Origin of the sequence: Balneola vulgaris DSM 17893 (genome assembly GCF_000375465.1) — a bacterium.
GTDB classification, from domain to species: Bacteria; Bacteroidota; Rhodothermia; order Balneolales; family Balneolaceae; genus Balneola; species Balneola vulgaris.
In genome coordinates this window covers 314,895-340,034 of the sequence record NZ_AQXH01000001.1, presented here as the reverse complement: position 1 = coordinate 340,034, position 25,140 = coordinate 314,895, and the positions used below count along the sequence as shown (strand labels likewise).

Here is a 25,140-nt window from a genome sequence, read left to right as displayed (position 1 = left end):
TACCGGGAGCTAAGTAAAAATATACTGATTAATTGATTCCGTACTGTGTAGTTACAATACGCATGGTTTCTTCTTTAGTAGCTGGCACAGGGGGTATTTGTGTGCCTTCAAACTGACTGTTTGTCGATTCAGCAATAGCCAGTGCTTTCTCGTCATTACCTGATTTGAAATACACATATTGAGACAATACAAGTACTTGACGTTCACGCATCACCGTTTGTGATTGCTCTTGTGCTCGTCTAATTGTTGCATTGAGTTTGGTACGTAACGTACGTTGCTTCTTAAGATCTGCATTACGACGTGCTTGTTCGTATTCAGCATTTAGCATATTCATTTCATCCTGAAGTCCAATGAATTTGTAAAATGCGTCATTCATTTTCTTCTGAATTTCATCAATAGATCGATCCATGATGCTATTAGCTTCATCATACATGCCAACGGTAGCATATTTATTAGCATATAGTATATGAACAGTTGTAACCTCATCATCAGGTCTGAATGGAACTTTTTCTTCCCCGTATTTAAGCCAGTATTTAGCACTATCAGGTTTTCCATCAGCTATAAATTGCTCAGCTAGTTGTAAGAAGCTATAACGGTAGTTACCCATCATTCGTCGTATGTTTTCATCCACATATACGTCAGGGTCGTTCCAGTTGCGGAATGAGAAGTTTCTCATACGTTCAGCATGAACTTCAGCGTCGATGTAACCGGTATACGTACGGTCCATTTTTTTCGGAACTAAACGATATGCCTTTCCTTCTGCTCTAAAATAATCCTGAAGATTTAATTGGCTTTGAGAAGAAACGGTGTTAGCAAAGTAAATGGGGCGCAACCAGTTATTGCTTTGAATTAACTCAAGTATCATACGGTCTTGAGTTTGAAGGAAGTAAATACCATTGCCTTCAGCATCGGTACTATATCTTCGCCCATCCAATTGCCACGTCATAACATCATCTAGCGAGTCAACTGGAATTGTAAATTCTGTTCCTGTTTGTAATATTGGAATGTCTGCTTGTTTTACACCAATAGCTTCTTTGTAATTCTGGTCTTCTGAAAATGCTTTTTTTAACATCTCCTTATCTACCGGAATTTGCATTTGTTTAGGCTGCCATTGTGTAATTGACCCCGTTATTGCTTCAACTTCCTTATCCGACATATTAATTGGTAGGGGAGCTGATTCATGCGACCATTGATCACGTAGCTGTTTTATATACCAATCAGTATTCAATAAACTCAGGCATACAATTCGAACATCTGTTCGGATGCCTTCAACTTCCTGAGCATACCATAATGGGAAGGTGTCATTATCACCATTAGTGAACACGATAGCATTTGGTGCTAGTGAATTTAATAAGTTCTTGGCATAATCTGGCGCCACATAACGTTCACTTCTGTCATGGTCATCCCAGTTTTGATAGCCCATCCATACAGGGGACGCCAATAAACATACCCCAACTACTGCATAGGCTGCTATACTATTTTCTTTGATATAGGACTTTAAAAGATCAATTAACCCTGTAACACCTATACCTATCCATATGGCAAAGGCAAAGAATGAGCCAACATAGGCATAATCTCGCTCCCTTGGTTGAAAGGGTGGTTGGTTTAAGAAGACAATAATTGCGAGGCCTGTGACTATAAATAATGCCATCACAGCCGAGGCTCGTTTCCAGTCGGCACTGAAATGGTAAACTAACCCGAATAAACCTAAAACGAAGGGTATAAAGAAAAAAGCATTATTGGCTTTATTAGAGGGATATTTGGCTGGTTCAAATCCAGATTGCCAACCAGTATCTTGTATATCTGATTGCCTACCTATGAAATTCCAATTGAAATATCGGATATACATATGGTTGACTTGATAACTCCAGAAAAAGTCCCAATCACTATCATAACGTGAGTAGAATTCAACATGGCGAGGGTCAGATGAATGCCTACGTGGGAATAATACTTCGTTGTTTTCGCCACGAGTTACTTGCCCCGTTACTTCATCAAATGTATTACCCTTAAGAATTGGAGTAGAACCGTATTGCTCTCTCTTAAGGTATTTTACGAATGCTTCTACTGTTTCAGGATCGTTTTCATCGATAGGAGGGTCAGCGATTGAACGAATCATTATGATTGAATAGGAAGAATATCCTATTAAAATCATCGCATAACTTATCATAACTATATTAGCGAAGCGGTAGCGTTTTTTCTGAGTATAGTAAATACCCCAAGCTACAGCGATCATGATTAATGCAATAAAAGTTAAGGGACCTATAAGTCCGTATGTAGCATCACCAATTTTTGATGAAAAATCTGGAATCCATTGGATGGTAACTGGATAAATTAGGAAGAAAGAAATTACAGCAGCTACACCAGTCCATACAAAAGACATCAAGCTTAAATCTTTTTTCTTGAAGTAAATGATAAGGGCTACAAAGAAAAGAGCTAGTAAATTGAGCAAATGCACCCCGATTGCAAGGCCAAACATATAGGCAATCATTACCAACCAGCGTTCATTATAGGGCTCTTCATGGCGTTCCGACCATTTTAGAGCTAACCATACTACAATAGCTGTAAAGAACATGGAAAGCGCGTACACTTCGGCTTCAACGGCGTTAAACCAGAACGTATCCGTTACTGCAAATGTGAGCGATCCTACTAAGGCACCACCGTACATTCCAATCTTATCCATTAAACTGTATTCGGATACCTCACCTTTCCATTCTCTTATTAAACGAATAATAATGAGGTAAAGAAGCATTACTGTAAGCGCAGAAGCTAATGCACTAATGAAGTTTATACTCAGTGCCACATATTCGGTAGGCATAAACATTGAAAATATTCTACCAAGAATACTATAAAAAGGAGCGCCAGGAGGGTGGTTAACTTGAAGCCCGTGAGCTACGGCAATAAACTCACCCGCATCCCAGAAACTTGCGGTAGGAGCTAATGTAAGGGTATAAATGATCAGCGATATTGCAAAGGTAAATAACGCTAGATATTTATTGGTCGTTTTATGATCTGAAAACATCTAATAGGATGACTTATTATTTTTTTTGGAAACTCAATTTTTACCAGTAAGATTGGCAGGCAATTATAGGCATAGCCTGTTTGTATTCAAAATAAATGACGCCTCTAAGTCAAAAATCTTAGACGCGATTAACGGGAAAGTACAACAGGTATTATTTAAAAAACTAAACAAGCACATATGGAAAAAAATAAAGAGGTCTTTTCCTCTAAATTAGGGATGATACTTAGTGTACTAGGTATAGCAATTGGAACAGGAAATATATGGAGATTTCCAAGAATAGCAGCTCAAAATGGTGGTGAAGAAGGAGCGGGTGCTTTTCTGATTGCATGGATAATATTTTTATTCATATGGAGTATTCCACTGATAATCGCTGAATATGGATTAGGTAGAAATGGTAGAAAAGGGGTCGTTCAATCATTTTCAGCTCTAATTGGTGAGAAAAAAGGATGGCTAGGTGGTTTCGTGGGTTTCGTTGCTACCGCCATTATGTTTTACTACAGTGTAGTTGCTGGATGGTGTTTATACTATTTATCACAGTCTTTATTCAGTGAATTACCACAAAACTACGATCAAGCAATGGGTATTTGGAATACCTTCCAAAACTCAAATATGCCCATCCTTACGCATTTTGTAGTAATGCTAATTGGTGGATACATAGTTCTTAAAGGCATTAAAAGCATAGAGAAGGTGAATAAAATTCTTATTCCTTCACTGCTTCTTGTGTTGTTAGTGTCGTTGGTAAAAGCACTTACCTTAGAAGGCAGTGGCTTGGGTATTAAATATCTATTTACCCCAGATTGGAGTTCTCTTGCCAACCCGAACTTATGGTTGGAAGCATTAACTCAAAATGCTTGGGATACAGGTGCTGCTTGGGGTTTAATCTTGACTTACGGTGCGTACATGAGAAAGCAAGATGATATTACGATCAGTGCCTTCCAAACAGGACTAGGTAATAATATGGTGTCTCTAATTGCCGCAGTAATCATTTTTTCTACTGTATTTGGAAGTTTAAGTAGCTCAATGAGCAACGCTGAAATTTTGGATGTAATGAAAACCTCCGGACCTGCTTCTACAGGTTTAACATTCGTATGGATGCCTCAGTTATTCGCGAGTATGAGTGGGGGTGGTATTTTCTCGATCCTATTCTTCCTAGGTCTCACTTTTGCAGCATTTAGTTCTTTAATTTCTATGATTGAATTAGCTGTAAAGGTATTTGTAGATGCTGGAGCATCAAGAAAAAAGGCTACGATTATAATTTGTGCTACTGGTTTTGCACTCGGAATTCCATCTGCAATGAGTTTAACAGTATTTGCAAATCAAGATTTTGTATGGGGTGTTGGCTTGATGGTATCAGGTGCATTTATTAGCTATGCAGTTATAACCTATGGGGTAACCAAATTCAGAAATGAAATGGTTAACACAAACGAACGGAGTGCCACTTTGGGTGCTTGGTGGGATATTATACTCAAATACATTGTGCCTGTAGAGGTCGTTACTTTGCTAGGGTGGTGGATGTATTTAAGTGCTGCAGAATATGCACCAGATAGTTGGTACAATCCATTAAGTGCATTTTCTGTAGCTACGGTACTTGTACAATGGGCAATTGCTATGTTCTTAGTGAAAGCCTTTAATTCAAAGTTGACTAAATCAGCAAAAACTGAATAGTTAGCTTTTCATTTTTTCAATGCGAGATAAAGAATCTCGTATATCTGTTAATACTTTAAGCATAGTTTCATCATCACTTGATGAAGCTGTGCTTTTTTTATTGTCGGTTACAATGTCTCTCTGCTCAAAAACCTTATCTCTAAATGAAGTGGCGTCAACAATCCCAATCAACGTTAAGTCGGGTGCACCAGCGGCCGAATTACCAGCTGTTTCAATTTTTAGAATGCTTAATCCAAATGCTTTTAAAAGAGGACCTTCCTTAAAAGTTAAATCTTGAATCTTATCCAATGGAATAGTCTTTTCCGTTCTGAAGATATATCCTTTGTTGAATTTCAAAGACCGAGTTGTTAGTTCACAATGAAGTCGTTCATAGTATTTATTCACAAAAGTTGGAGCCAAAACTAACCAGATGGGAAAAAATGGGATTGTTATCACCATCACGAGGCACATAAACAATCCATACCAAATTAAGTAGCTCTTTATCTTAGGATTAAACTGTGCTGTAAATAAGGTCTTTGACGCTTCGTGCATATAAGTAGTAATTAATTAAATCTTAAGTGAATATAGAATTCCTACTTATATAATCTTAGGTAAATAGGCTCTATTTATTGATATCCTCTTTTGGGATAAAATTCATTGCCGCTGAGTTCATACAGTATCTTAAACCAGTGGGTTCAGGTCCATCATCAAATACATGGCCTAGATGCCCACCACAGTTTGAACATACAATTTCTGTTCTTGTCATAAAGTAGCTGTTATCTTCAAGTTCAACTACAAGTGAGTCAGATATAGGTTTCCAAAAACTAGGCCACCCCGATCCACTTTCATATTTATGGTCTGAACTATAAAGTTTTTGCCCACAACCAGCACAAACATATAAACCCTCATCTTTTAGATCATTGTACTCATTGAAGAAAGGAACTTCGGTGCCTTTTTTTCTCAGAATTCTAAATTCTTTTGAGGTTAGAATTTCCTTCCATTCCTTTTCAGTTTTTTGATAAGGAAATTTTTTCACTGGGTCAGGTTGTTGATGTATGCTATGATCGTCTAAATGATTTTTGACGGAACTATTATTTACACTTGAAAATGCAAGAATAGTAACTAAAGCAAGTAGGGAACCAAGAAAGATGGCCAATTTCATAAATAGAATATTTTGTTATACAGTCGCCTTATATAACGTAATAAATTCAGAAACAGTTTACTCTTTACCAATCAAAATCAAAGTCGTCATCAAATCGTGGTAATTCTTTTTGTTTGAACAGTCGAATTCCACCTGTAAAACCTACCCAAAAGCGGTACTGACGCCCTTTAGCATCTGGACTCCATAAACTATACCAAGTATAATCATTAGCTTCGTTTACGCGCGTTATCTGAGCATTAAAAGATGGGCCTGCGTAAAGAGACATTCCTGAGTTGAATCGTTTTCCAACTAGAAATTTATAAGCATAGATGAGGTTCGTTTTTTTAGTCCATTTTTCTTCAAAGTGATGAACTACGCTAAATTCCTGATTCACGAATAAACTATTGTCATCAATTTTTTCAAATGAATCGTTGATGTGCTTCTCAAGACCTACGGCTAGTCCTAAGCGATATACATTTCTATCTAGTGAAGTGTTATAGCCTAATATGGCCATGTTATAAACTCTATAAGTTCCCAAATTGATACCGATATCAGTAAAACCACCATCGCTATATCGCACGTCAAAGTTCTTTCTACCATTTCCATACAAACTGATTAGACCTACAGGAACACCTTCAAATTCTTTGGCAATGTTTATTAACCCAAATTGTACACCTTCAGCTGTATGGGCATAATTCAATAATCCAGCTATTTGTAATCCATTCAACTCACCAGTAACATTAGCTCCCCCAATCATTAGGCCTTCTTGAAATTTTGAGTAGTTTAATCCACCTGTGATAAGTAAGCCACTAGCATCTTCTTTAGCGACGTTGAATAGGGAGGAGATCATTAGGCCTTCTAGGTCTTCCATTCCAATATTTCCACCACCAGTTATTTGGAGACCCGATATATCATCTTGAGCAAAGTTTAGCACACCAGATATTTGAAGTCCTTCAACATCACCCAATGCGATATTAGCCCCTAGGGTACCTTGAGCGCCTGATAAATTACCTCTAGAAATGTTAAATGCACTAGCTCCTTGTAAGCCTTCAATATCATCACCACTTATATTTCCTATACCAGCAGCTTGAAGCCCAGAAATGTCAGCATTAGATGCATTTACACCACCTGCTACTTGAATACCTTCTATGCCGGAACCACTGATATTGGCTAAACCAGCAATTTGAATACCAGAAATATTGGAAGAGGCTTGGTTTAGCAAACCAGCTATATTTACACCTTCCATAGGACCACCTGTAGCGTTAACTCCTCCTACAATCTGAAAGCCTGACGCATAGTGCTTGTTGTAATTAAAGAGTGTACCTATTTCTAAGCCATTTAACCCACCGTGGTAACCTCCAATTATGTTGATAGAATATTTAGCGGTGTAATTTTTAGCAGCTACACCATTAGTACTTAGAGGGGGGAAGAGGGTTATTCGCCATTTTCTATACTCAAGATCTGAGTTGTAAGATTGAGCTACTAGTTGATTGGATGATACTAGTAAAAAAGCTAATAGAACGGTGCTGTATATTGTTTTTTTCATACCCTTAAGATTAATTTGGGCACAATTACGCAAGCTAATAGAGAAAGTTTCTAAAAAAGCCCAAAGTTACCTTTGGGCCTTAGAAATTACTTTAAGTTGGAGAAGTTATCATCTAATACTTCATTCCACATAGATACTTCATCTACTGAATTTAATAAGGCATCCGTATCTCCATCAATGGTAATGCTATTAATTGTATCACCTTGAGCAATGGAGTTTACTACAGCTTGGTCTGATTCTGATATCACTTTACCAAATACAGAATGCTTACCATCTAACCATGGAGTAGCAACATGAGTGATAAAAAATTGACTACCATTGGTTGAAGGTCCGGCGTTCGCCATAGATAGAACCCCTGGTACATCATGCTTTAAAGTAGCATCAAATTCATCTTCGAAAGAGTATCCAGGGCCACCACGACCATCACCATTTGGACAACCACCTTGAACCATGAAGTTATCAATTACACGATGGAATTTTAAATTATCGTAGTATCCTCTTTGTGCTAAATTCACAAAATTAGCTACGGTTTTAGGAGTCTTCTCGTTAAAAAATTCTAGGTTTATGTCGCCTTTAGAAGTCGATATAGTTGCTTTCATATCTTGAATTATTTAAAAATTAAACTGAGAAATAGAAAATTAGAGTCGATCCCTGGATTTTCTTTTCCAGTTTGAGCATTTGATATATGATGAAATTTGTACCCTAAGTTAAGGCTTAGATTAGAATTTAACTTAGTATTTAATGCAAAGGAGGGATCAAATGTGAAATTTAATTTACGCCCTTTGTCGGTTGGGAAAGTGTTGTCCATGATAATAAATGAACCCGAAATACTCATTGAGTATGAAACTTGTGGCGTGATAGAATTCATTAATTGAAACCCAATCGGGGATATGCCAAAGCCTTTTGCAAAATGAAAATTATCCCCATCATCTCTTTTGGGATATTCATATTCAACAAACGGTATTACATCAGCGGTGTAGTATAGTTTAGCACCAGATTCATAATTCCGAATATGTCGTTTGAAACCTATACCTATGATTTTAGATATGGTGTTTTTCGTTTTTCCAAGTAAATAAACGGAGTTGAACGAGTATCCAGTCCATAATCTAAACTGAAGTTCTTCAAAGTTGTCGTGATCTGATTCAATTTTATCTTGTCCTAAAACGGTATTAGTAGTACAAATCATTAAAGCCAACGAACAGAGCAAGAATACACGCATGTCGATCATTTTGCCTTATTCTTCTGGGCTAATATTGATGAAATAATCCATATTACTAACCATGTTCCGGCCAAATAATACTCTTGAGCCACACTTAGAATTAAAACAGACAAAAAGTAGATAAGATGATATACCCAATTTGGGGTAGTGGTTTTAGCAGCCTGTTTTTGAAGCATTGGCATAAATAAAGCCAATATTTTACCTAATAAAAGAATGCCGGTGTATCCCCATAAAACCCAGAAAAGGACGTCCGATTCAATAAATAATGAAAGAATGATTAATCCTAAGAATAGGATGTCTACAATAATTTCCTTTAACCAATTCATCGTATTTTTTAATGAAAAGGTAGTTGATTAGCTTCTAAATCAACAGTTAAAATTATTTACTTTTTGGTAAGGCTTGTTACTAGAATGATTTCATTTATAGGGCGCTCTTTATCTCTTCCTACTAGTTGTTTAGAAGTTTGCCAAGTAAACCCATTAACGTCTACCACATCTACAATATGACCTTTGATGGTAATGATATGTCCATTTCTTAAGCTTGCTAAGCCTCGTTTAATTTCATCTGTTGAAGCAATCATATGCCACAATGCTGTTTGTTCATCAATTACAGATGGTTCAAGGGGTAAGCGCGCTTTATTATATTTAAAGGATCGATCTTTAATTTTGAAATGTAGGTAATCTAAATTTCGTTGATCAGATAGTTCTGACCAGCCTACTAATACATCGTATTTGGAAAAATTTTTCATTCCATCGAAGAAATAGCGCTTTTTGTCTAGCACACGTACTTCTGCAGATATTTCACCGAGTGGTTTTAACGTAATATTAGAGTAACTGATATCCTCAAGATCTCTTTGAAGAATTAGTTCGGGTGTTTTGTTGGCTGTTATTCCCGGACCGCGATCAACGGGCACTTCAGACCATGCCATTACACCTAAGGCAATTAGTAAACAGAGTAGAAAATACTTGACCATTTTATGTCCTTTTGATTTCTCAAAAGAGTATCCAAAAATGGTTAGTGTTACAGATTTATTGCAACGATTTGTAAAACACTAGTTAAGTGTTAAGGGTTGTATTTTTTGTAAGTAAGGTAGAACAGTTCAAGATCTTCTAAGTAGAAGTTTTCTAAGGCAGGCTTACCGTCAGTACCAATTATGTCTTCAAATTTGAACTCTTTGTCCGAGTCGTAGGTGAACTTCAATTTCCCATTTTCAAAGACTACATCTCGAATTTCATCCGTTTGATATTCAATTTTATCGGATTCTAAATAGGTAATATTTCCAAGTAAAAATTGACCTTCTGAATCAATAAAATGTTGGGCATCTTTTTGATGTTTATGCTCTAACTCTTGATTAATCAGGTCGCGTACAGAAGTGTCGAATTGCATATATACTGAGGTGGAGGTAAGGCATAATTTTACTTGATGGTAACGGTCGTGTATTTCCATCAATGTATTTTTCTTCTTCTCATCATCCACCGGGTCCGTATTCATGGCTGTGGTTGTCAATGATGAAAGTGATATCACAGATAATAACACGCAGTATGTAGAAAATTTCTTAATCATAAGTGTTGATTTAGGTGAAATCTTATTATGCTTAACTCCTCAAAGACGCTTCAAACTAGTGATAGTTTCACATTGTTTTTACGAACATTAAAATAATATATTATTTCTTAATCTAAATTAGAATACATGGCAGAAAAATATGTCAATCCTGTTGAGTTCCTTATTCTCGTAGTAGACGACTCTGCTCAAAATAGATTGATCATCAGTCATGTTTTAGAATCAGAAGGGTTTAAAGTCGAAAATTGTGAAAGTGGAGAGGAGGCTCTTAAGAAGTTAAAGAAATACGAGCCTGATTTAATACTACTCGACATTATGATGCCTGGTATGTCGGGCTATGAAGTGGGAACACGAGTTCAAAAAAGTATCTTCAAAGAAACTCCCATCATTTTTTTAAGCAGTCTCAAAGAATCTTTAGATAAAGTAAGGGCATTTGAAGCTGGTGCTGTAGACTTTGTTACTAAACCTTTCGATAAAGAAGAGTTAATAGCACGTGTAAGAACTCATCTAATGTTGCGAGTACTTCAAAAGGAAAGGAAAGAGCAGATTCGAATTTTAAAAGATCGAGAACTTGAACTAAGCATGGCCAACAAGAAAAAGGATGAGCTCATGCGCATGTTAAGTCATGATATAAAAAATCCTCTTTCTGGCATCTTAGGATTGGTCCAAATTCTGAAGTCTGATCCCTCCATGTCTGAAGATGACAAAAATAATATGCTGAGCTTAATCATCGAGAGTAGTGAGAAATTGCACCAAATTGTAAAAGATGTCTTAGACAAAGAAGTACTAGCTCAAAAGGCTAAATCTTCAAAAATCGAAAAGGTTGATATTGTTCACCTAATAGAAAGTGTGATAACTGAATTCACTCCTAAAGCTACGCTTAAAAAAATCCGCCTATCGTTTTATTCGAACAAAAAAGATATTCATGCTTATGTAAATCCACAGCAGTTTATGTGGTGTTTACAACAGCTAGTTCAATTGTCGTTAAAGTTTACACGTTCAGAAGATTCAATTAGTATAATTATTGAGCAAGACTCGCACGATAAATTTATTGTCAAAATTGCTGATACTGGAGTAGGACTTCCAGTTAAACACATACCAAACTATTTTTTGAATAAAGAATTACCATTAGATGATGGTGAAATAGAAAATTTAGAACTAGATATTAATTTCAATCAACTAAAGGATATATTGAAAGCACATAACGGGAATATGTGGATTAATACTGTCACAGAAGTTGGCACTACTTTCTTTGTAGAAATTCCCGTTGGGTTAAATAGATAAATAAGGGAAAAAATTTAATATGACTTATACAATCTTAGTCATCGATGATGATGAGCCAATTCATATAATGGCTAAAAGCTTACTGGGTAAAGAGTTCAGCCTGTTACATGCTAGAAACTCTCAAGAAGCAATAAATATACTTTCTGAGTCTGCTGTAAACCTAATTTTGTCAGACATCCATATGCCCGGAATAAGTGGGCTAGAGCTGTTGGAGTCGATTAGGGATGATGAGAATAAGAGCAAAATACCAGTTCTTATTATGACAAATTTACCCACCATCGAAAAGGAACAAAAAGCGATGGATTTAGGGGCTGCAGACTTCATTAAAAAGGAGCGCTTTAATTTTGATCGGGAGGGTATTTTAAACCTGGTCCGCATGAAAATTGTAACGGATATCCAGATTTCTGGATTAGAAAATGATATAGAGCAGAATAAAAATAAGCTAGTGATGAAGCTTATGGAGTCGGCCATTAAAGGGTCTTTTGATGATACTGCTTCAGTATTATGTGATTACCTCTATGAAATGGTGGATGCTGATTTAATGAGTTTATGGGTCTTAGAAGGTGAAGAACCCATCAATATTGCAATGAAGGGAGATAACCTACCTTCAGAAGAGGCGATTTCCAATTTCTCGAATACCCAATCATTTTTACACCTATCAAATACCAAAGAGCCTTTCTTATCGAATCATATATATAATGAAGAATTAGGGTCATTTATAGACTTTTCAGTTGCGAATGAGATGCCAGCTGAAATTGGAGTTCCTCTATTTTCTGTGAACGAAAAAGCAATGTTGATGAATAATCTATCAGTACCAGAAGATTCGGCATTGTTTGCAATGATTACCATTAAACGATCTAAGCTATTCACTACAAAAGAATATGAATTAATATCACGGCTGATAACCCAAACAGGATCCATACTCTGGAGGTTGTATCAACAAACTCGAAACTAGTATGAAACCTCGTATACTATTAATTATTGAAGGAACTTATCCATGGTATAGAGGAGGGGTAAGTGAGTGGGTATATCAATATTTGTTAGGGCTGAGTGATTATCACTTTCATATTCTTCAAGTGGCCACGGATGAATTTCTTCAGTTAGATCCTTATCAGGCATTATATCCTATACCGGATAATGTTCGATCATTTTCACGTGTTCATCCTCCTAAATTTGAACAGAGTTGGCAGTATGAGAAAGATGCTTGGTTTGCATCCGTGGCTCCTAATCTTTCAAATTTAAGTTTCGAATTAATTCATGTAACCAATACCGGTTTTGCGGGTTGGTTGGGAAGTGAAATCTCTAAAATTAGACAAATTCCCTTGGTTCTAACTGAACACGCATTGTATTGGAAAGAGGTGGAAAAGGGTGCGGTAGCTTTAGAATGTGGGTTTAAAATTGAAGGTTCTGTTATTGGTAAACATCAAATAATGGAAGACTTTAAAGAGATCGCGTCGGAAGTATATGAACAAGCCGAAACAGTTGTTTCTGTATCAAAAATCAATATAAATGAACAAAAAGCATTAGGGGCAAAAAGTCCCGTATATATCCCAAATGGCATATCCACTGATTTGATTGAGAAAGAAATTCAGCTAAATAATGACCCAGTTATCGGTTGGGTAGGCAGGTGTGCTGAAATGAAAAATCCACTTCGTTTTTTTGATCTTGTAGATGATTTTAGAAAACAGGCTACCCATTCACACCCTCAGTTTATCATGATGTTAAGTGACGCAAATGAGAAGAAGCTACAGCAAGAGGTTATACAACGAGGTAAGTGCTATGATGAAGTTGAGTTGATTTGGAATACTTCAGCAATTGAACATATGAGCAGAATGGATGCTTTAGTTATTACAAGCCATAATGAATCTCAACCCTTAGTCATGTTTGAGGCTTTAGCTAAAAACGCACTTCCATTTGGATGGGAAGTTGGTGACGTAACAAATGCTTTTGCTATTACTGTAGATAGTAGCACATCGGATGCTGAGCTTGTTCAAAAGATTGACCATGTTATTACGAACCCTAACATCTTAAAAGAATTGATTGCAGAGCGAAAGGTTACGTTGATGGAAAGTCATACTTGGGAGATTATTTTTGAAGAATATGATCAGTTATTTTCAACAATTGGAAGTGTGATTAGCCAATGAGTGAATTCAAGCCTGTTGTATTATTTGAGACCGAAGGTTCCTATCCATTTAGTGGTGGTGGAGTTAGTACATGGGCTCATATTTTATGTACAGAGTTGAAAAATGAAGTTGATTTCCAAATACTTGCAGTTACGGGTTCTCCCTTTGTGGAACCTAGGTACAAAATTCCTGACAACGTTACCGATATAATACACATCCCACTATGGGGTGTAGAAGAACCTATACAATACTTTGATTTTAATCATAGCTTCTCAGAACAAATAGGTCGTAAGTCTAAAACCACAAAAGAAGCCATTAGGAGTCATTTTTTACCCATCTATAATGATTTCCTTAAATGTCTTTTAGATCCATTTATGGATGTGCAAGTAATTAGTGATGTGATCTATGGCTTCTGGAAATATTTCCAACATTATGACTATAAAATCACTTTAAAGGACCCCATTCTGTGGGCTCAATTCAGAGAGCTGTTAATTTCTACCTATGCCAATGATTCAGAAGATGAGCTTGGTGAGATACCTAAGGTAATTGACATGACCAATGGGATGCGGTGGTTGTATCATTTTTTAATGCCTATAGCTTGTCCAATTCCAAAGAACGTCAATGTTTGCCATTCTACTTTAGCGGGTTTTCCTGCACTTACTTCGATTGCGGCTAAATATGAATATGGTATCCCTAGCATGGTTACAGACCACGGGGTGTATATGCGAGAACGATTGATCAACATTGGTCGATCGGATATGTCTTTTTTTTCTAAAAAACTGCTCGTTGATCTCTCAACCTTAGTAACTAGAGCTGTTTATGCTACTGCAGACCAAATTTCACCAGTAACTACAGCTAATCAGAAATGGGAAGAACGATTTGAGGCTGCTCCAGAAAATATAATCCCAATTTATAATGGGGTTGATACGGATTTATTCAAACCAACTCCAAAACCAAAACATACTGAAGGAGTCCCTACAGTAATTGCAGTAGCTCAAGTATTTCCCTTAAAAGACATCGAAACTATGATTCGAACTTGTGATTTGGTTCGTAAGGAAATTCCCGAAGTTCAATTCATAGTGTACGGTAGTTTGGACGTGGATAAAGAATATGTGGAAAAATGTAGAGCCTTAATAGATGAACTTAACTTAAGTGATAATTTTAGGTTTGGTGGGTTTCATAATAACCCGAGTATGATTTTTAATGAAGGAGATATTTCCATATTAACTTCAATTTCTGAAGGCTTTCCATACACCGTAATTGAAAGCATGAGCTGTGGTAGACCGGTTGTTGCAACAGATGTTGGTGGTATTAAAGATGCCCTAGAAGGATGTGGTATTCTATGTAAACCTCGTGCCCCCCAAGAAATAGCAAATGGTGTTGTTAAGCTATTGAATGATGTAAACCTTCGAATTGAATTGGGTAATAAATCTCGTGAGAAGGTTCTGTTGAATTTTACTACCGATCGTTCGGTAAATTCATATCTGACTTCTTATAAAGTATTGGCGAGTAAGGATAGAAATCCATTGAAGTCTACAGTAAGAACCCAATCTGTATTAGATCTACTTCACGAATTAGAGGAGGTTGAAACAGTAAATGCTTGAAAGCTCGTCTCATATAAATGAAGAGGTAAAAGAAACCAATTTAAATGAACTCACCCTAAAGGTGAAGGAACTGATTGGGAATCCATTGAGTGTTTGGGCGGTAGCTGCAACCATTGAATCATTAGGTATAAGAGATATAGATGCCAAAACAGATTTCGGATTTGAATCTGTTTTTGACCTAGCAAAAGTTGTATTCACAGATTTAAAAACTGCGATTAAATCTGAAGCAAAAGGGAGAAATAAAGAAGAGAAGGAAAAATTGGGTGATTTCTTTACGAGCTCAAAGTTATTCGTAAAGCATTATGGTATTGGTTTACTCTTTACTATGCCGATGCTATCCCAAATTGCTGCAATTTTATTTTTCGAATATGCATTATGGGCTTGGTTTAGATTTAATGAAGCTCAAGCAACAATGATTGCCATTGGAACCATTAGTTCATTTGTGCTAACGGGTGGATTTATTCAAGTATTAGGTCGACTAGTTTCTAAGTACATAGGAGAGGATAATTACTATTTATGTTGGAAAGCCATTAAAGCCGTTCTTAAAATGGCCCTTCCAATGATGTTATTCCTTGGTGCAGCATTCTATTTATTGAACTTAATCTTACCGCTGTATCCTCAGTTGATGGTAACCATTGGGCTGGTTTATTATGTATTAATATCCACTATGCTTCTTTCAGCGGCTGTTTTATATGCCAGTGGTCAAAAGATTGTAATCCTTATAAGTATTGTGACGGGTACTTTAGGCGTTGCCTTTGGAATGGAAGTATTGGATATAGGCATCTATGTATCTCAGTGGGCGGGTATATTGCTTACTACACTTATTCAATCGGTATACTGTATAATATTTTATTCATTTAAGATTCGAACGAAAAATCAGAAAATGTATAAGCAAAGCCTTCCCAAAGCTGAGGTAAGTTTTTATACAACCTATCGCTACTATATATATGGGCTGTGTTACTTTAGTTTTTTATTCATTGATAGGGTATTGGCGTGGTCGGCAGGTATACCACCTCCACCTTATATAATTTGGTTTAACACACCGTATGAATTAGGAATGGATTGGGCGTTAATCAGTTTAATTGTAACGGTAGCTGCCCTGGAGTTTAGCATACAGTTGTTCAGCCATAAAATTATGCCGGCTCAGAAGAAGACTAAAATCTCTAATTATAAAGGCTTTAATAAGTACTTCAATAGATTTTATAATGCACAGGTATTCCTACTATTAATAATTGGTGTGATCTCAATTATAGGCACATACTATGGAGTAATGGCACTTAGAGTATTCGAAGATCAAATACCGGAGATCAAAGATTTCTTTGCAAACCCCATTACTTTTAAAGTGTACTGGATAGGCAGTATTGGGTACTTTTTTCTAGTATTTGGCCTACTTAATTCATTGTTCTTTTTTACAATGAATCGTCCTGAATTTGTTATTTATCCCATAATTATAGCCATACTCGTAAATGGTATAGTTGGGTTTTTATGTAGCCGACTTTTCGGCTTCGAATACGCGGTAATTGGACTCGTTGCAGGCTCATTCGCATTTGCATTCATTACCTGGGTGATTGGCAAAAGATTTTTTAAACATTTAGACTATTTTTATTACTCTGCATATTGAGGACAACTATGGGAAAAGACGTTAAAAAATATTTTAGTACACTAGGTAATAGATTAGGCAAAGCCTTTTCCATAGAGTCGTTTGGTACGGAAGAAGAATTGGAATTTTGGTCATTATCCGCTGAACACCTTTCTAGAAAAGAGATTCCTTCTTTTCAAAATCTAGTAGAGTGGATGGATTTACTTTACTCTGCCCCTGTTCATTTTGTGTATAAGAAAGAAGGGGATCAATTAGTACTCACAAAACGATTTGTAATTTCTGAAAATCTATACAAATCAAATACTGAAGATTCAGATTCAAAAGAAGCGAAAGTTCAAAGGCAGCAGTTTGTAGAAAATTTCGAAAATCAATTTCAAAATCTACAAAAGAAGAGAGAGTGGGAAGATAGTTTTAATGAGTTTGGCGTTTCAGCACATACCATAGGTAACTGCGAACATATTCCATTATTCACAAAAGAAGGCATTGTCTGGGGGCTTTATGTAGTAGGGCCTTATCAACAAAGCCCTGAATCGATGCGATCAAAACTATCGATAGTCGGTAGACTGCTTGCTAATTGGCTTATTGAGTTAGATGAAGAAGAACAACGATCTGCACATGATTATGAGAACAGGATTAAAGGGGTTGTTGGGGATTTAGGTTCTGGTGCATTGAATACCAAAGGCATCGCTGAACTAATGGTCCTTTATATTTTGAATTCTATTCATGCCAGCTCAGGTGCCGTAATTGAATACAAGGATGACAAACCAACCATCATTACTTCCGTTAATGTAAATGAAGAAGTACTTAAGCATCTATCAGCTACGGGTGTAGAGCCACTTTATACCTTTAATAATTCTGACAACACCTTCAGCATAAATGAAAATGAGAAGCATGTATTAACAGAGCATCAATTAAAACCCCTTATAAAGCCTTTTATCGATGCTGAGATTAAAGGATTGCTTTGGCTTTGTTACGAAGGAGATAGTCAACCTGATTTTGACCCAGAGGTGTTGAACACTATTAACTCTATACTTGGTAATCTTTTATCATATAGGAATCAGAATCACATATTTTCAGATCAACTGATAGAGTCATTCTATCTGTTGTTACGTGCTTTAGAGAAGAAGAGAAGCAAAACATATTATCACACACCAAGGCTCATCGGATTCGTTTCAATGTTTGGAGTGTTATTTGGGTTAGATCAAGATGAGATGGAGACCATCAAATTAACGGCAAAGTTACATGATATAGGTTATGTAGGAGCCGCCGGAATTAGTTCTATTGCTAGTGTGGGATCAGAATTGGCTCATCCTATTGCAGGCGCTACCATGTTAAGTAGTTTGCCCGTGACTTCAGATGTAATTGAGGGTATCAAAACGCATCACGAATGGGTAAATGGGCAAGGAGCTCCTAATGGTTTAACTGGGGTTGAAATTCCTTGGACGGGTAAAATTATCGGGGTATTTGAATACATCGTTGATTTCATTGAGAGTAGTATTGAGGATTCTCAAAAAACAGACGATGAGTATTTACAACAGTTAGCCGATAATTTAATTGAGAGAGCAGATAAACAGTTTGATATGGTGCTTATACCAACGGTTATTCAATTAATTCAAAGCCTAGGATGGCAAGGCTGTGTGGAGCTTGGGGTTGAAGAATGAATGAATATTCAATGATATTAGTAATCATTGTTCTCTGTTCTGCCATTTTTCAATCTACATGCGAAGACGAGCAAATTGGACAGAATAGATTAGAGGACGAAGATATAAACCCATTTGGGGTTATATACTCAAAGGTGTTTCCTCATGAGGTACAAGGATATAAGGCACTTATATTAGAGTCGCAGTTATATACTTCCGAAGAAGTTCAACTTATCAAAGAAAAAGAAGTTAATGCCTTTGCATACTTGTCGCTTGGAGAGGTTAATGAATCCCAGTGGTACTTTGATGAACTTCAAGAAATAGGATTTCTAGGGCAAAATGAATTTTGGGGTTCTTATTTCATTGATTTAAAAAATGAAAGAGTAAAAAATTTATTTATAGAAGAAGTCATCCCGCGCATCTTAGAGAAAGGTTTCGATGGTTTGTTTTTAGATACTATAGATGCGGTATCACCTTATACACCGCGTTCAGAGTACAAAACCGTTATGGTGAAATTGATTAATGAAATTAGAGATCAATTCCCCGATATCGTGATGATTCAAAATGGAGGAGATTTCTTACTTTCGGAAGTAAAAAATTCAATTGATGGCTATGCAAAAGAAGATATAGCAAGTGCCTATGACTTCAATACTTCGAGTTATAATCTTGAAGAAGAAGGTCCCTATAATGTTTCTATAGCAAGTATTAGAGCTATTCAAGAAAATTTTAAGCTACCCATCTTAATTATCGATTTTGCAGACTCTGATAGCTTAGCTACTCAAATCACCCAGAGGCTAGACACAACGGGCTTTAATTACTTTATAAGCACTATAGAGTTGAATAAGCTTCCACTAATTCATAACACAAATAGATAAAACTAATGTTACCCTATTGGACACTAGTATTATTTTCGGTGACTCGCATTGTGTTATGCTTTGTGATTCTATTTGTGTGGGTTGGTCCAAAGTTTTTGCCTCATGCACGTAAATTAAAAGGTATTGACCGGATGCTCTATACTTGGGTGGGTGTAGGGGGTACAATGCTAACCTGTATCTTCCTATTGTGCATCGCTCATCTATATGATTTGATCAGTTTATTTAGTTTCCTGATTGCCGTTCCTATTATCGTATCGATTTATAAGGAATTAAAAAAAGGTACATCTATTAGATCCATCCATCATGTATTTGAAAATAGAATCGTATCTGGCTTTGTTAAATTTATAGAAACCATTAGGGACTTTAGTTTTAAGGGGCTTAAAGAGCAGTTTAAGCCATCATTCGACTATTCAATCATAGAACGTAGATATACCATCTCGGCAATTCTAATTGGGGTATCAGCCTGTATAATCCGATTGATCCCTATTCTTATAAATGCCTCACCATTTAGTAGGGCATGGTATTTTGAACTTGAGGCCATAAAAAATATAAGGCTCCAGCAATATTTTGGGGATTTACCGGCACCTAGAGGGATGCATGCTTTGGTTGATATGTTTAGCTCATTAACTCAAGTGAGTGCAGAAATGACATTAAACCTTTTGGGTAGTATCACTAGTTTCTTTTTAACCCTTATTGTGTATTGGATTATTCTAGAAATTACCAAAGGGAAGAGAAGAACTGCTGCATTATTTGGGGCGAGTGTGTATGCTTTTTTCCCCACGTTATTACTACCAATTACGCTAGGGGCCGAGAATGGATCCAACAGTTTATCATTGGCTTTGTGCTTTGCACTTCCAACAGCATTTATATTTATCAGAAACATTAGAGCTATTGATAAAGCACCTTGGTTCTATGTTTCAATGGGTATTATAGCTACTGGCCTAACCAATGTGTTTGTACTCTTAATCGTACTATTACCCTTCCAAATATATGCCCTGTTAGGAATACCACGTAGAAGGTATCTCCAGAACTTCATAAAACTAGTTTCATATTTAGCAGTTAATTACGCAGTAGTTTTAGCTCCATACATCATTCATCTCCTTTTAAAAGGTGGTAATATACTTAGCTATTTTGATAGCCAGCTTCTAGATACGATGATCTTTAGTTATTTCCCGCATCTGGTATTAGAGCTAAGTGCTCTTAGTGAAGTGTATTTTTTCATAGCAATTGGATTGTTAACAGTATTCCTCATACTGAACCTCATTGACAAAGAAGAGCATTTCGTTGATGAAATGGTCTATTTTGCACTATTTCTAACGGTATCCGTGCTATATACCTCCTTTGTTAATATTGATATCTACTTCTTAGATCTTGATCAATTAAATGCATTTTATGCCATTTTGATATCAGTACTCTTTGGTCTTGGCTTCTATGGATTTTTTACCATTGTATCTAAGATTTTTGATAAGGCGAATGATTCTATCAGGTATGTACAGCCCGTTGCATTCTTACTACTTTTAGGTAATGGTATATTTATTACGGGAGGTATAAAGGTTGAAAAAACTCTTCCTCAAACCATGCCAGAGGGTTTCTTTAATGCTTATTACAACATCATTCATGATAGGCTTCCTTATACATATGCTACTGTAAGTCCGCCAATTGATGATGCGTTAGCTCAAAACCGTCATTACTTTATGAACTATGAGTTTTTTCTGAATTCATATTCAGAAATTGATGAAGAATACAATCAGTATTTAGAGGTTCCCGAAGAACTTAGAAGTGATTCCGTTTCGATACCACCTGCTAGTATTTTTGTGTTCGTACAAAAACCACCTTATACCTCGATCCAACAAGGTATTTTATATGATTCTCAACGCTTAATGACCCAACTTGATGACTGGGTTTTAAACTATAGATCAATGGATGGTAGGGAAGTTGAAATTTATTACGAAGATGAATCTGCACGTATTTATGAATTGATTAATCGACGTGGTGAATCTTCATTAAATAAGATCCTGATGAATGTATATCCTAAGAAGGAGGGACGTGCTGCAGACTTATTTAAATAATATTGTATTCAAAATAAGCTTTGGCCTTGTTGCTGTACTTTTGTTTTTCTCAATTGAAGCGAAAGCACAAGGCATGGTAGAACGGTTTAAAAACTCTGAAATCATTGTTATATCTGATTCCAACGATGAGTTTTCATTTGAACTGTCTGAGCAGTTATCACAAATATTTAGATATACAAAGTTTCCTAATAAATTTATAGACCTATATAAAGGTGATACGCTTAAAGTTAACACAGATACTCCATTAGTGATCTCAACGGCTTATAGTTTATCGGAGCTGCCAAATACAAAAATTTTAGAACTCGAAAATTACATTAGAAAGGGCGGAAAACTAATATTTCTAGGACCTATAACAGATATAAAGCTCGCATTTCTTCAAGGAATAGAACAAGAAGCTGAATTTTCAACAGATTCTACTGTACGGGGTATCACAGCAATTCATGATATATATCCATCATTTAAAGGGAAATCATTTTATAGTCCAAATACGATTGCACATAAAGGTTTAAAGCGTGAAAACCTGCATTCATCCATCAGAGTGTTAGCTACGGGTTACACCAACACCCAATATCCCTTTATGTATGAACACCAGATAGGTAAAGGGCATGTCCTGGTGGTGAATAGTTTATCTATTTACGATAAAATGTATAGAGGTATCATGTTTTCAGCCATGATTAAATACCTCCCCAATATGCCCTATAGAGTAGCAAATGTAGGCACTATATTTTTAGATGATTTCCCCGCGCCTCTATACAACGTTAAAATAGAACCTATTGCTACAGAGTATGGTATAGAACAAGCAGAATTTGTGGTAAATGAATGGTGGCCTGATATGAAATATGTAGCCGATTCATTATACATTACATATTCCGCTATGACCGCCTTCAATTATAATGCCAATGTGGTTCCACCATTTGATTTTAGTGAATGGGAATCGGGTAAATTAACTGTAAAAAATAAAGCAGTAGATGCCAGTGTCTATGTTGCTCAAGACATCCTCAAAACAAGGCATGAGTTAGCACTTCACGGTTATAACCATTTTTCATTATTAACTTCCGATTGGCCTAATAAACAATTCATGGTATCGAGTTTAAAGGCCACTGATAAAAGATGGAAGATAGATGACTTAGGTCCATTACCTGTAAGCTATGTTCCCCCAACAAATTACATCGATTCAGTTGGCGTTCAAGCTTTAAAAACAGGGATGCCGTCTATTAAGTATTTAAGTTCCCTTTATTTAGGGGATGTTGAATTTGGGGGAGGTCGTGAATTTGGAATAGATCCATATCACTACGGTATTTTTGATTATCCACGAAGTACCTCTGGTTTTACAATGAAAGAGAATTCCTTATTCGATCAACATGGGATGCAATTATTAACGGGTATTTGGAATCATTTTGTTCACCCCGATGATGTTTTCCAAGTAGTACAAAGAGATGCTGATGCTTTTGATAGTAGAAACCCAGATGGATTAGGGTGGAAAACGAGTTCAAATAGTCCTACTGGTTTATATCATGAATATCTTAAGAGACTAAGCTATACAAGAACTAATTATCCCTTTATTAGATTGGTATCAGCTTCGTATGGTGCACCCATTGCTAGATCGTTTGTTAACTCAAATTCATCCTATTATCGAAACAACGATGAGTTATTGGTTACGGTCAATAAAGCTTCTGAAACTATAAAACAGAATAAGTCCAATCGCGAAAATCATTGGTTTATGTATGTGCATGCTCAAGATTTTCAGAAGGCCCGAAATATATTATCACAACAAGTTGAAGGAGTGGCATTTTCTAAAATTTGGGACGGTTATCTGGTACAATTTTATGAGTCAAAAAATGTAATCAAAGTACCTTTACCAACCATTATTGATATTAAGCCTTTTATTGCGAAAGAATATATAGCAGAACCAATAGTATTCATTGATCCAGAAACCCTATTACAAGAAGCTTTAGATAAGTATGCGCAAAATTCGAATAGTAGAAGCCTTCAAAATAGGATTATTGATCTTGGTTTAGAAACAGGTAGTTATAAACCCGCTATAGAAATTTTAGAAAAAAGAATTCTTTCAACAGGTAATTGGGTACTGAGCGATCAATCCCAGCTTATTACTTTTTATGGATATACAAGTGATTTAGAACGAGCCGAAAATTTCTTAGAACAACTATGGATGCGCTATCCAACTCAAAGAACAATTGCATTTAAGAATGAAGCGGTAAATAGAATTGGTGTTTATTCGGAAGGCTTTGAGGCGAGATGGGCGAAGAGAGAGATTGAAGTGTTTGGCTTCACAGAAGAGCATGTAATGCCTTATATACGCCTTATAGAGTCTCCAAATACCTGGCCTGAAGTGAAACCTATGCTTGTTGAACTTATAGATAAGAATGCAACGAGCGATAGTTTATACGCTTACACCTTACAACGTTCGTTTTTTTATGATTCAGCGGATGTGACCATAGAGTTACTAGAAACATTTCCTCCATCTTCACACCCACAACTATCTACATTCGCTACTTCGTTAGCTAATATTTATGCATATCAGTTAAGTGATTTTGAAAGTGCATTGTATTGGTCTAATTATGGGGCCGATATACCCGTATCCGAAAAACTTAATTGGATTGCTGAGTTAGGACAATTCGAACGTTACTATTTAGAATCAAAATCTCAATTGAGGCAAAACCCGAATAATGATTCCTTGAGGGTTCAAACAGGAACTCGCCTTTATTACGAAGGATATCAGCAACGAGCATATGAATTATTATACCCCTTATTTGAAGCTAGAGACCATAAAAATACAGCAGCGGATACGCTAATTACAGAAGAATTAAGATTCAAAAGTTATGATGAGCGCTTAGCTTTTTATGATACATATCCCGCATTCTTTAGTAGTACTGAGCAAACAAGATTATTAGACGATTTACGGTGGAATGAAGGTCTCAAAGCTAGTATTGGGGGGAGTTACTTCTACGACAACTTTGATAACTCAACTTTAGAAGGAGACTTATCTATTCAGTGGGGGAATAGAACCGATATCACTCATCAGTTAAGTACTAGGGAAATCATAGTGCAAAATAGAAGAAATAATACTACAGCTACATCTAATTTACATGGACTGGGTTACTTATTTGAACATAGAGATTCCTCACAGACCAAAACCTTTAAATTTGGCACCTCCATTTCTGCAAATACATCCAGCGTATTTGGTTCAACACTTATTGGTGGTACCATCAGTTACGATTCTACCTTTACCTCTGCAACCTTATCATTTGAGCCGGTTTTAACATTAAGTGCTATAAATAGGAATATTTATAAAGGTAAATTGGAATTCTATAGAGAAGATCCGTGGCTCAATTCAAAGGTTTTAACCACTGTTTTTGGGAATACACAGTACTATACCAATAATGTATATGATGGTACCGTAAGTGGTAGGCTATATATTCAGCCTAGCAATCGTTCATTTAGAATGAGAGCCATAGCCGAATTAAGTTATGCGGATGCTTCTAAAGAGTTTTTAAATGCCATTCCTTATTTCACACAGAATGATTATTTCTTGAAAGGAATGGGCTTAGATCTTCGTTACAGATCACCAAATACTTTTGATTATAAAACTTTATTTGAAGCAGAGCTGATGGGAAAGCATGCTCAACGGGATGGTTATTTTATGACGGGTAGAGTAAATATTGAACACAAATTCGATAACTATTGGTTCTTAAAGCTTGGAACGGAATATTCTACAAGTTCAATCTATCAATCCAATAGAATCTTCCTTACTATCTCTCATTATTTTCGAAAAACATTGAAATAATCTAAACATCG

The 25,140-nt window shown here is 36.2% G+C and carries 19 protein-coding genes; 10 read left to right on the top strand and 9 right to left on the bottom strand.

The annotated features are described in order from the left end of the window. Positions 1-28: 28 nt before the first annotated feature. Positions 29-3,019: a protein O-mannosyl-transferase family gene (locus tag B155_RS0101570; protein ID WP_018126478.1), complete on the bottom strand. Its 2,991-nt coding sequence runs from the start codon at positions 3,017-3,019 to the stop codon at positions 29-31. A gap of 177 nt (positions 3,020-3,196) precedes the next feature. Between B155_RS0101570 and B155_RS0101565 the strand changes: the two genes are divergently transcribed. Beyond that, a complete protein-coding gene (locus B155_RS0101565) occupies positions 3,197-4,684 on the top strand; it encodes a sodium-dependent transporter (RefSeq protein ID WP_018126477.1) in 1,488 nt (495 codons plus the stop codon). Here B155_RS0101565 and B155_RS0101560 read toward each other — a convergent pair whose 3' ends face one another. The 8 genes from B155_RS0101560 to B155_RS0101525 form a co-directional block, all read right to left on the bottom strand. Continuing rightward, positions 4,685-5,215 carry a PH domain-containing protein gene (locus B155_RS0101560; protein ID WP_018126476.1) on the bottom strand — a complete coding sequence of 177 codons (531 nt, stop codon included), beginning with the start codon at positions 5,213-5,215 and terminating at the stop codon, positions 4,685-4,687. Between the two features lie 70 nt (positions 5,216-5,285). After that, positions 5,286-5,825, bottom strand: a complete 540-nt coding sequence (msrB, locus tag B155_RS0101555; RefSeq protein WP_018126475.1) for a peptide-methionine (R)-S-oxide reductase MsrB — start codon at positions 5,823-5,825, stop codon at positions 5,286-5,288. A gap of 64 nt (positions 5,826-5,889) precedes the next feature. Further along, complete coding sequence (locus B155_RS0101550; RefSeq protein WP_018126474.1) at positions 5,890-7,350, bottom strand: hypothetical protein; 1,461 nt, start codon at positions 7,348-7,350, stop codon at positions 5,890-5,892. 86 nt (positions 7,351-7,436) lie between these two features. After that, a complete protein-coding gene (locus B155_RS0101545; RefSeq protein ID WP_018126473.1) occupies positions 7,437-7,949 on the bottom strand; it encodes a peptidylprolyl isomerase in 513 nt (170 codons plus the stop codon). An 8-nt stretch (positions 7,950-7,957) separates the two neighbouring features. After that, positions 7,958-8,578, bottom strand: coding sequence for an acyloxyacyl hydrolase (locus B155_RS0101540; protein ID WP_018126472.1), 621 nt, complete (start codon positions 8,576-8,578; stop codon positions 7,958-7,960). Next, positions 8,575-8,895, bottom strand: a complete 321-nt coding sequence (locus B155_RS0101535) for a hypothetical protein (RefSeq protein WP_018126471.1) — start codon at positions 8,893-8,895, stop codon at positions 8,575-8,577. The genes B155_RS0101540 and B155_RS0101535 overlap by 4 nt, the downstream gene beginning before the upstream one ends. 56 nt (positions 8,896-8,951) lie before the next feature. After that, complete coding sequence (locus B155_RS0101530) at positions 8,952-9,542, bottom strand: hypothetical protein (RefSeq protein WP_026167133.1); 591 nt, start codon at positions 9,540-9,542, stop codon at positions 8,952-8,954. Between the two features lie 89 nt (positions 9,543-9,631). Beyond that, the gene (locus B155_RS0101525) at positions 9,632-10,132 is read right to left on the bottom strand and encodes a hypothetical protein (protein ID WP_169331255.1); all 501 of its coding nucleotides are present in this window, start codon (positions 10,130-10,132) and stop codon (positions 9,632-9,634) included. Positions 10,133-10,258: 126 nt separating this feature from the next. On the opposite strand from B155_RS0101525, the gene B155_RS0101515 reads away from it, so the two are divergent. The 9 genes from B155_RS0101515 to B155_RS0101475 are packed head-to-tail and all read left to right on the top strand — an operon-like array spanning position 10,259 to position 25,129. Continuing rightward, positions 10,259-11,413, top strand: coding sequence for a hybrid sensor histidine kinase/response regulator (locus tag B155_RS0101515; protein WP_018126467.1), 1,155 nt, complete (start codon positions 10,259-10,261; stop codon positions 11,411-11,413). Between the two features lie 19 nt (positions 11,414-11,432). Next, positions 11,433-12,368: a response regulator gene (locus tag B155_RS0101510; protein ID WP_018126466.1), complete on the top strand. Its 936-nt coding sequence runs from the start codon at positions 11,433-11,435 to the stop codon at positions 12,366-12,368. A gap of 1 nt (position 12,369) precedes the next feature. Then, entirely contained in the window at positions 12,370-13,557 is a 1,188-nt protein-coding gene (locus B155_RS0101505) for a glycosyltransferase (protein ID WP_018126465.1), read from the top strand. Further along, entirely contained in the window at positions 13,554-15,140 is a 1,587-nt protein-coding gene (gene pelF / locus B155_RS0101500; protein ID WP_018126464.1) for a GT4 family glycosyltransferase PelF, read from the top strand. Before B155_RS0101505 ends, pelF begins: the two co-directional genes overlap by 4 nt. Further along, the gene (locus B155_RS0101495; RefSeq protein ID WP_018126463.1) at positions 15,133-16,761 is read left to right on the top strand and encodes an MATE family efflux transporter; all 1,629 of its coding nucleotides are present in this window, start codon (positions 15,133-15,135) and stop codon (positions 16,759-16,761) included. Before pelF ends, B155_RS0101495 begins: the two co-directional genes overlap by 8 nt. 8 nt (positions 16,762-16,769) lie before the next feature. After that, the gene (locus tag B155_RS0101490) at positions 16,770-18,401 is read left to right on the top strand and encodes an HD-GYP domain-containing protein (protein ID WP_018126462.1); all 1,632 of its coding nucleotides are present in this window, start codon (positions 16,770-16,772) and stop codon (positions 18,399-18,401) included. Further along, the gene (locus tag B155_RS0101485) at positions 18,398-19,255 is read left to right on the top strand and encodes a glycoside hydrolase family 191 protein (RefSeq protein ID WP_018126461.1); all 858 of its coding nucleotides are present in this window, start codon (positions 18,398-18,400) and stop codon (positions 19,253-19,255) included. Before B155_RS0101490 ends, B155_RS0101485 begins: the two co-directional genes overlap by 4 nt. Before the next feature lie 5 nt (positions 19,256-19,260). Further along, positions 19,261-21,324 (top strand): hypothetical protein, encoded by a 2,064-nt coding sequence (locus B155_RS0101480; protein WP_018126460.1) that lies wholly within the window; start codon positions 19,261-19,263, stop codon positions 21,322-21,324. Continuing rightward, positions 21,302-25,129, top strand: a complete 3,828-nt coding sequence (locus B155_RS0101475; protein ID WP_018126459.1) for a DUF2194 domain-containing protein — start codon at positions 21,302-21,304, stop codon at positions 25,127-25,129. The genes B155_RS0101480 and B155_RS0101475 overlap by 23 nt, the downstream gene beginning before the upstream one ends. The last annotated feature ends 11 nt before the right edge of the window (positions 25,130-25,140 follow it).

Bases quoted from the DNA above. Each gene is read 5' to 3' on its own strand.
- B155_RS0101570 (WP_018126478.1), bottom strand. From the start codon at position 3,019: ATGTTTTCAGATCATAAAACGACCAATAAATATCTAGCGTTATTTACC.
- B155_RS0101565 (WP_018126477.1), top strand. From the start codon at position 3,197: ATGGAAAAAAATAAAGAGGTCTTTTCCTCTAAATTAGGGATGATACTT.
- B155_RS0101560 (WP_018126476.1), bottom strand. From the start codon at position 5,215: ATGCACGAAGCGTCAAAGACCTTATTTACAGCACAGTTTAATCCTAAG.
- msrB (WP_018126475.1), bottom strand. From the start codon at position 5,825: ATGAAATTGGCCATCTTTCTTGGTTCCCTACTTGCTTTAGTTACTATT.
- B155_RS0101550 (WP_018126474.1), bottom strand. From the start codon at position 7,350: ATGAAAAAAACAATATACAGCACCGTTCTATTAGCTTTTTTACTAGTA.
- B155_RS0101545 (WP_018126473.1), bottom strand. From the start codon at position 7,949: ATGAAAGCAACTATATCGACTTCTAAAGGCGACATAAACCTAGAATTT.
- B155_RS0101540 (WP_018126472.1), bottom strand. From the start codon at position 8,578: ATGATCGACATGCGTGTATTCTTGCTCTGTTCGTTGGCTTTAATGATT.
- B155_RS0101535 (WP_018126471.1), bottom strand. From the start codon at position 8,895: ATGAATTGGTTAAAGGAAATTATTGTAGACATCCTATTCTTAGGATTA.
- B155_RS0101530 (WP_026167133.1), bottom strand. From the start codon at position 9,542: ATGGTCAAGTATTTTCTACTCTGTTTACTAATTGCCTTAGGTGTAATG.
- B155_RS0101525 (WP_169331255.1), bottom strand. From the start codon at position 10,132: ATGATTAAGAAATTTTCTACATACTGCGTGTTATTATCTGTGATATCA.
- B155_RS0101515 (WP_018126467.1), top strand. From the start codon at position 10,259: ATGGCAGAAAAATATGTCAATCCTGTTGAGTTCCTTATTCTCGTAGTA.
- B155_RS0101510 (WP_018126466.1), top strand. From the start codon at position 11,433: ATGACTTATACAATCTTAGTCATCGATGATGATGAGCCAATTCATATA.
- B155_RS0101505 (WP_018126465.1), top strand. From the start codon at position 12,370: ATGAAACCTCGTATACTATTAATTATTGAAGGAACTTATCCATGGTAT.
- pelF (WP_018126464.1), top strand. From the start codon at position 13,554: ATGAGTGAATTCAAGCCTGTTGTATTATTTGAGACCGAAGGTTCCTAT.
- B155_RS0101495 (WP_018126463.1), top strand. From the start codon at position 15,133: ATGCTTGAAAGCTCGTCTCATATAAATGAAGAGGTAAAAGAAACCAAT.
- B155_RS0101490 (WP_018126462.1), top strand. From the start codon at position 16,770: ATGGGAAAAGACGTTAAAAAATATTTTAGTACACTAGGTAATAGATTA.
- B155_RS0101485 (WP_018126461.1), top strand. From the start codon at position 18,398: ATGAATGAATATTCAATGATATTAGTAATCATTGTTCTCTGTTCTGCC.
- B155_RS0101480 (WP_018126460.1), top strand. From the start codon at position 19,261: ATGTTACCCTATTGGACACTAGTATTATTTTCGGTGACTCGCATTGTG.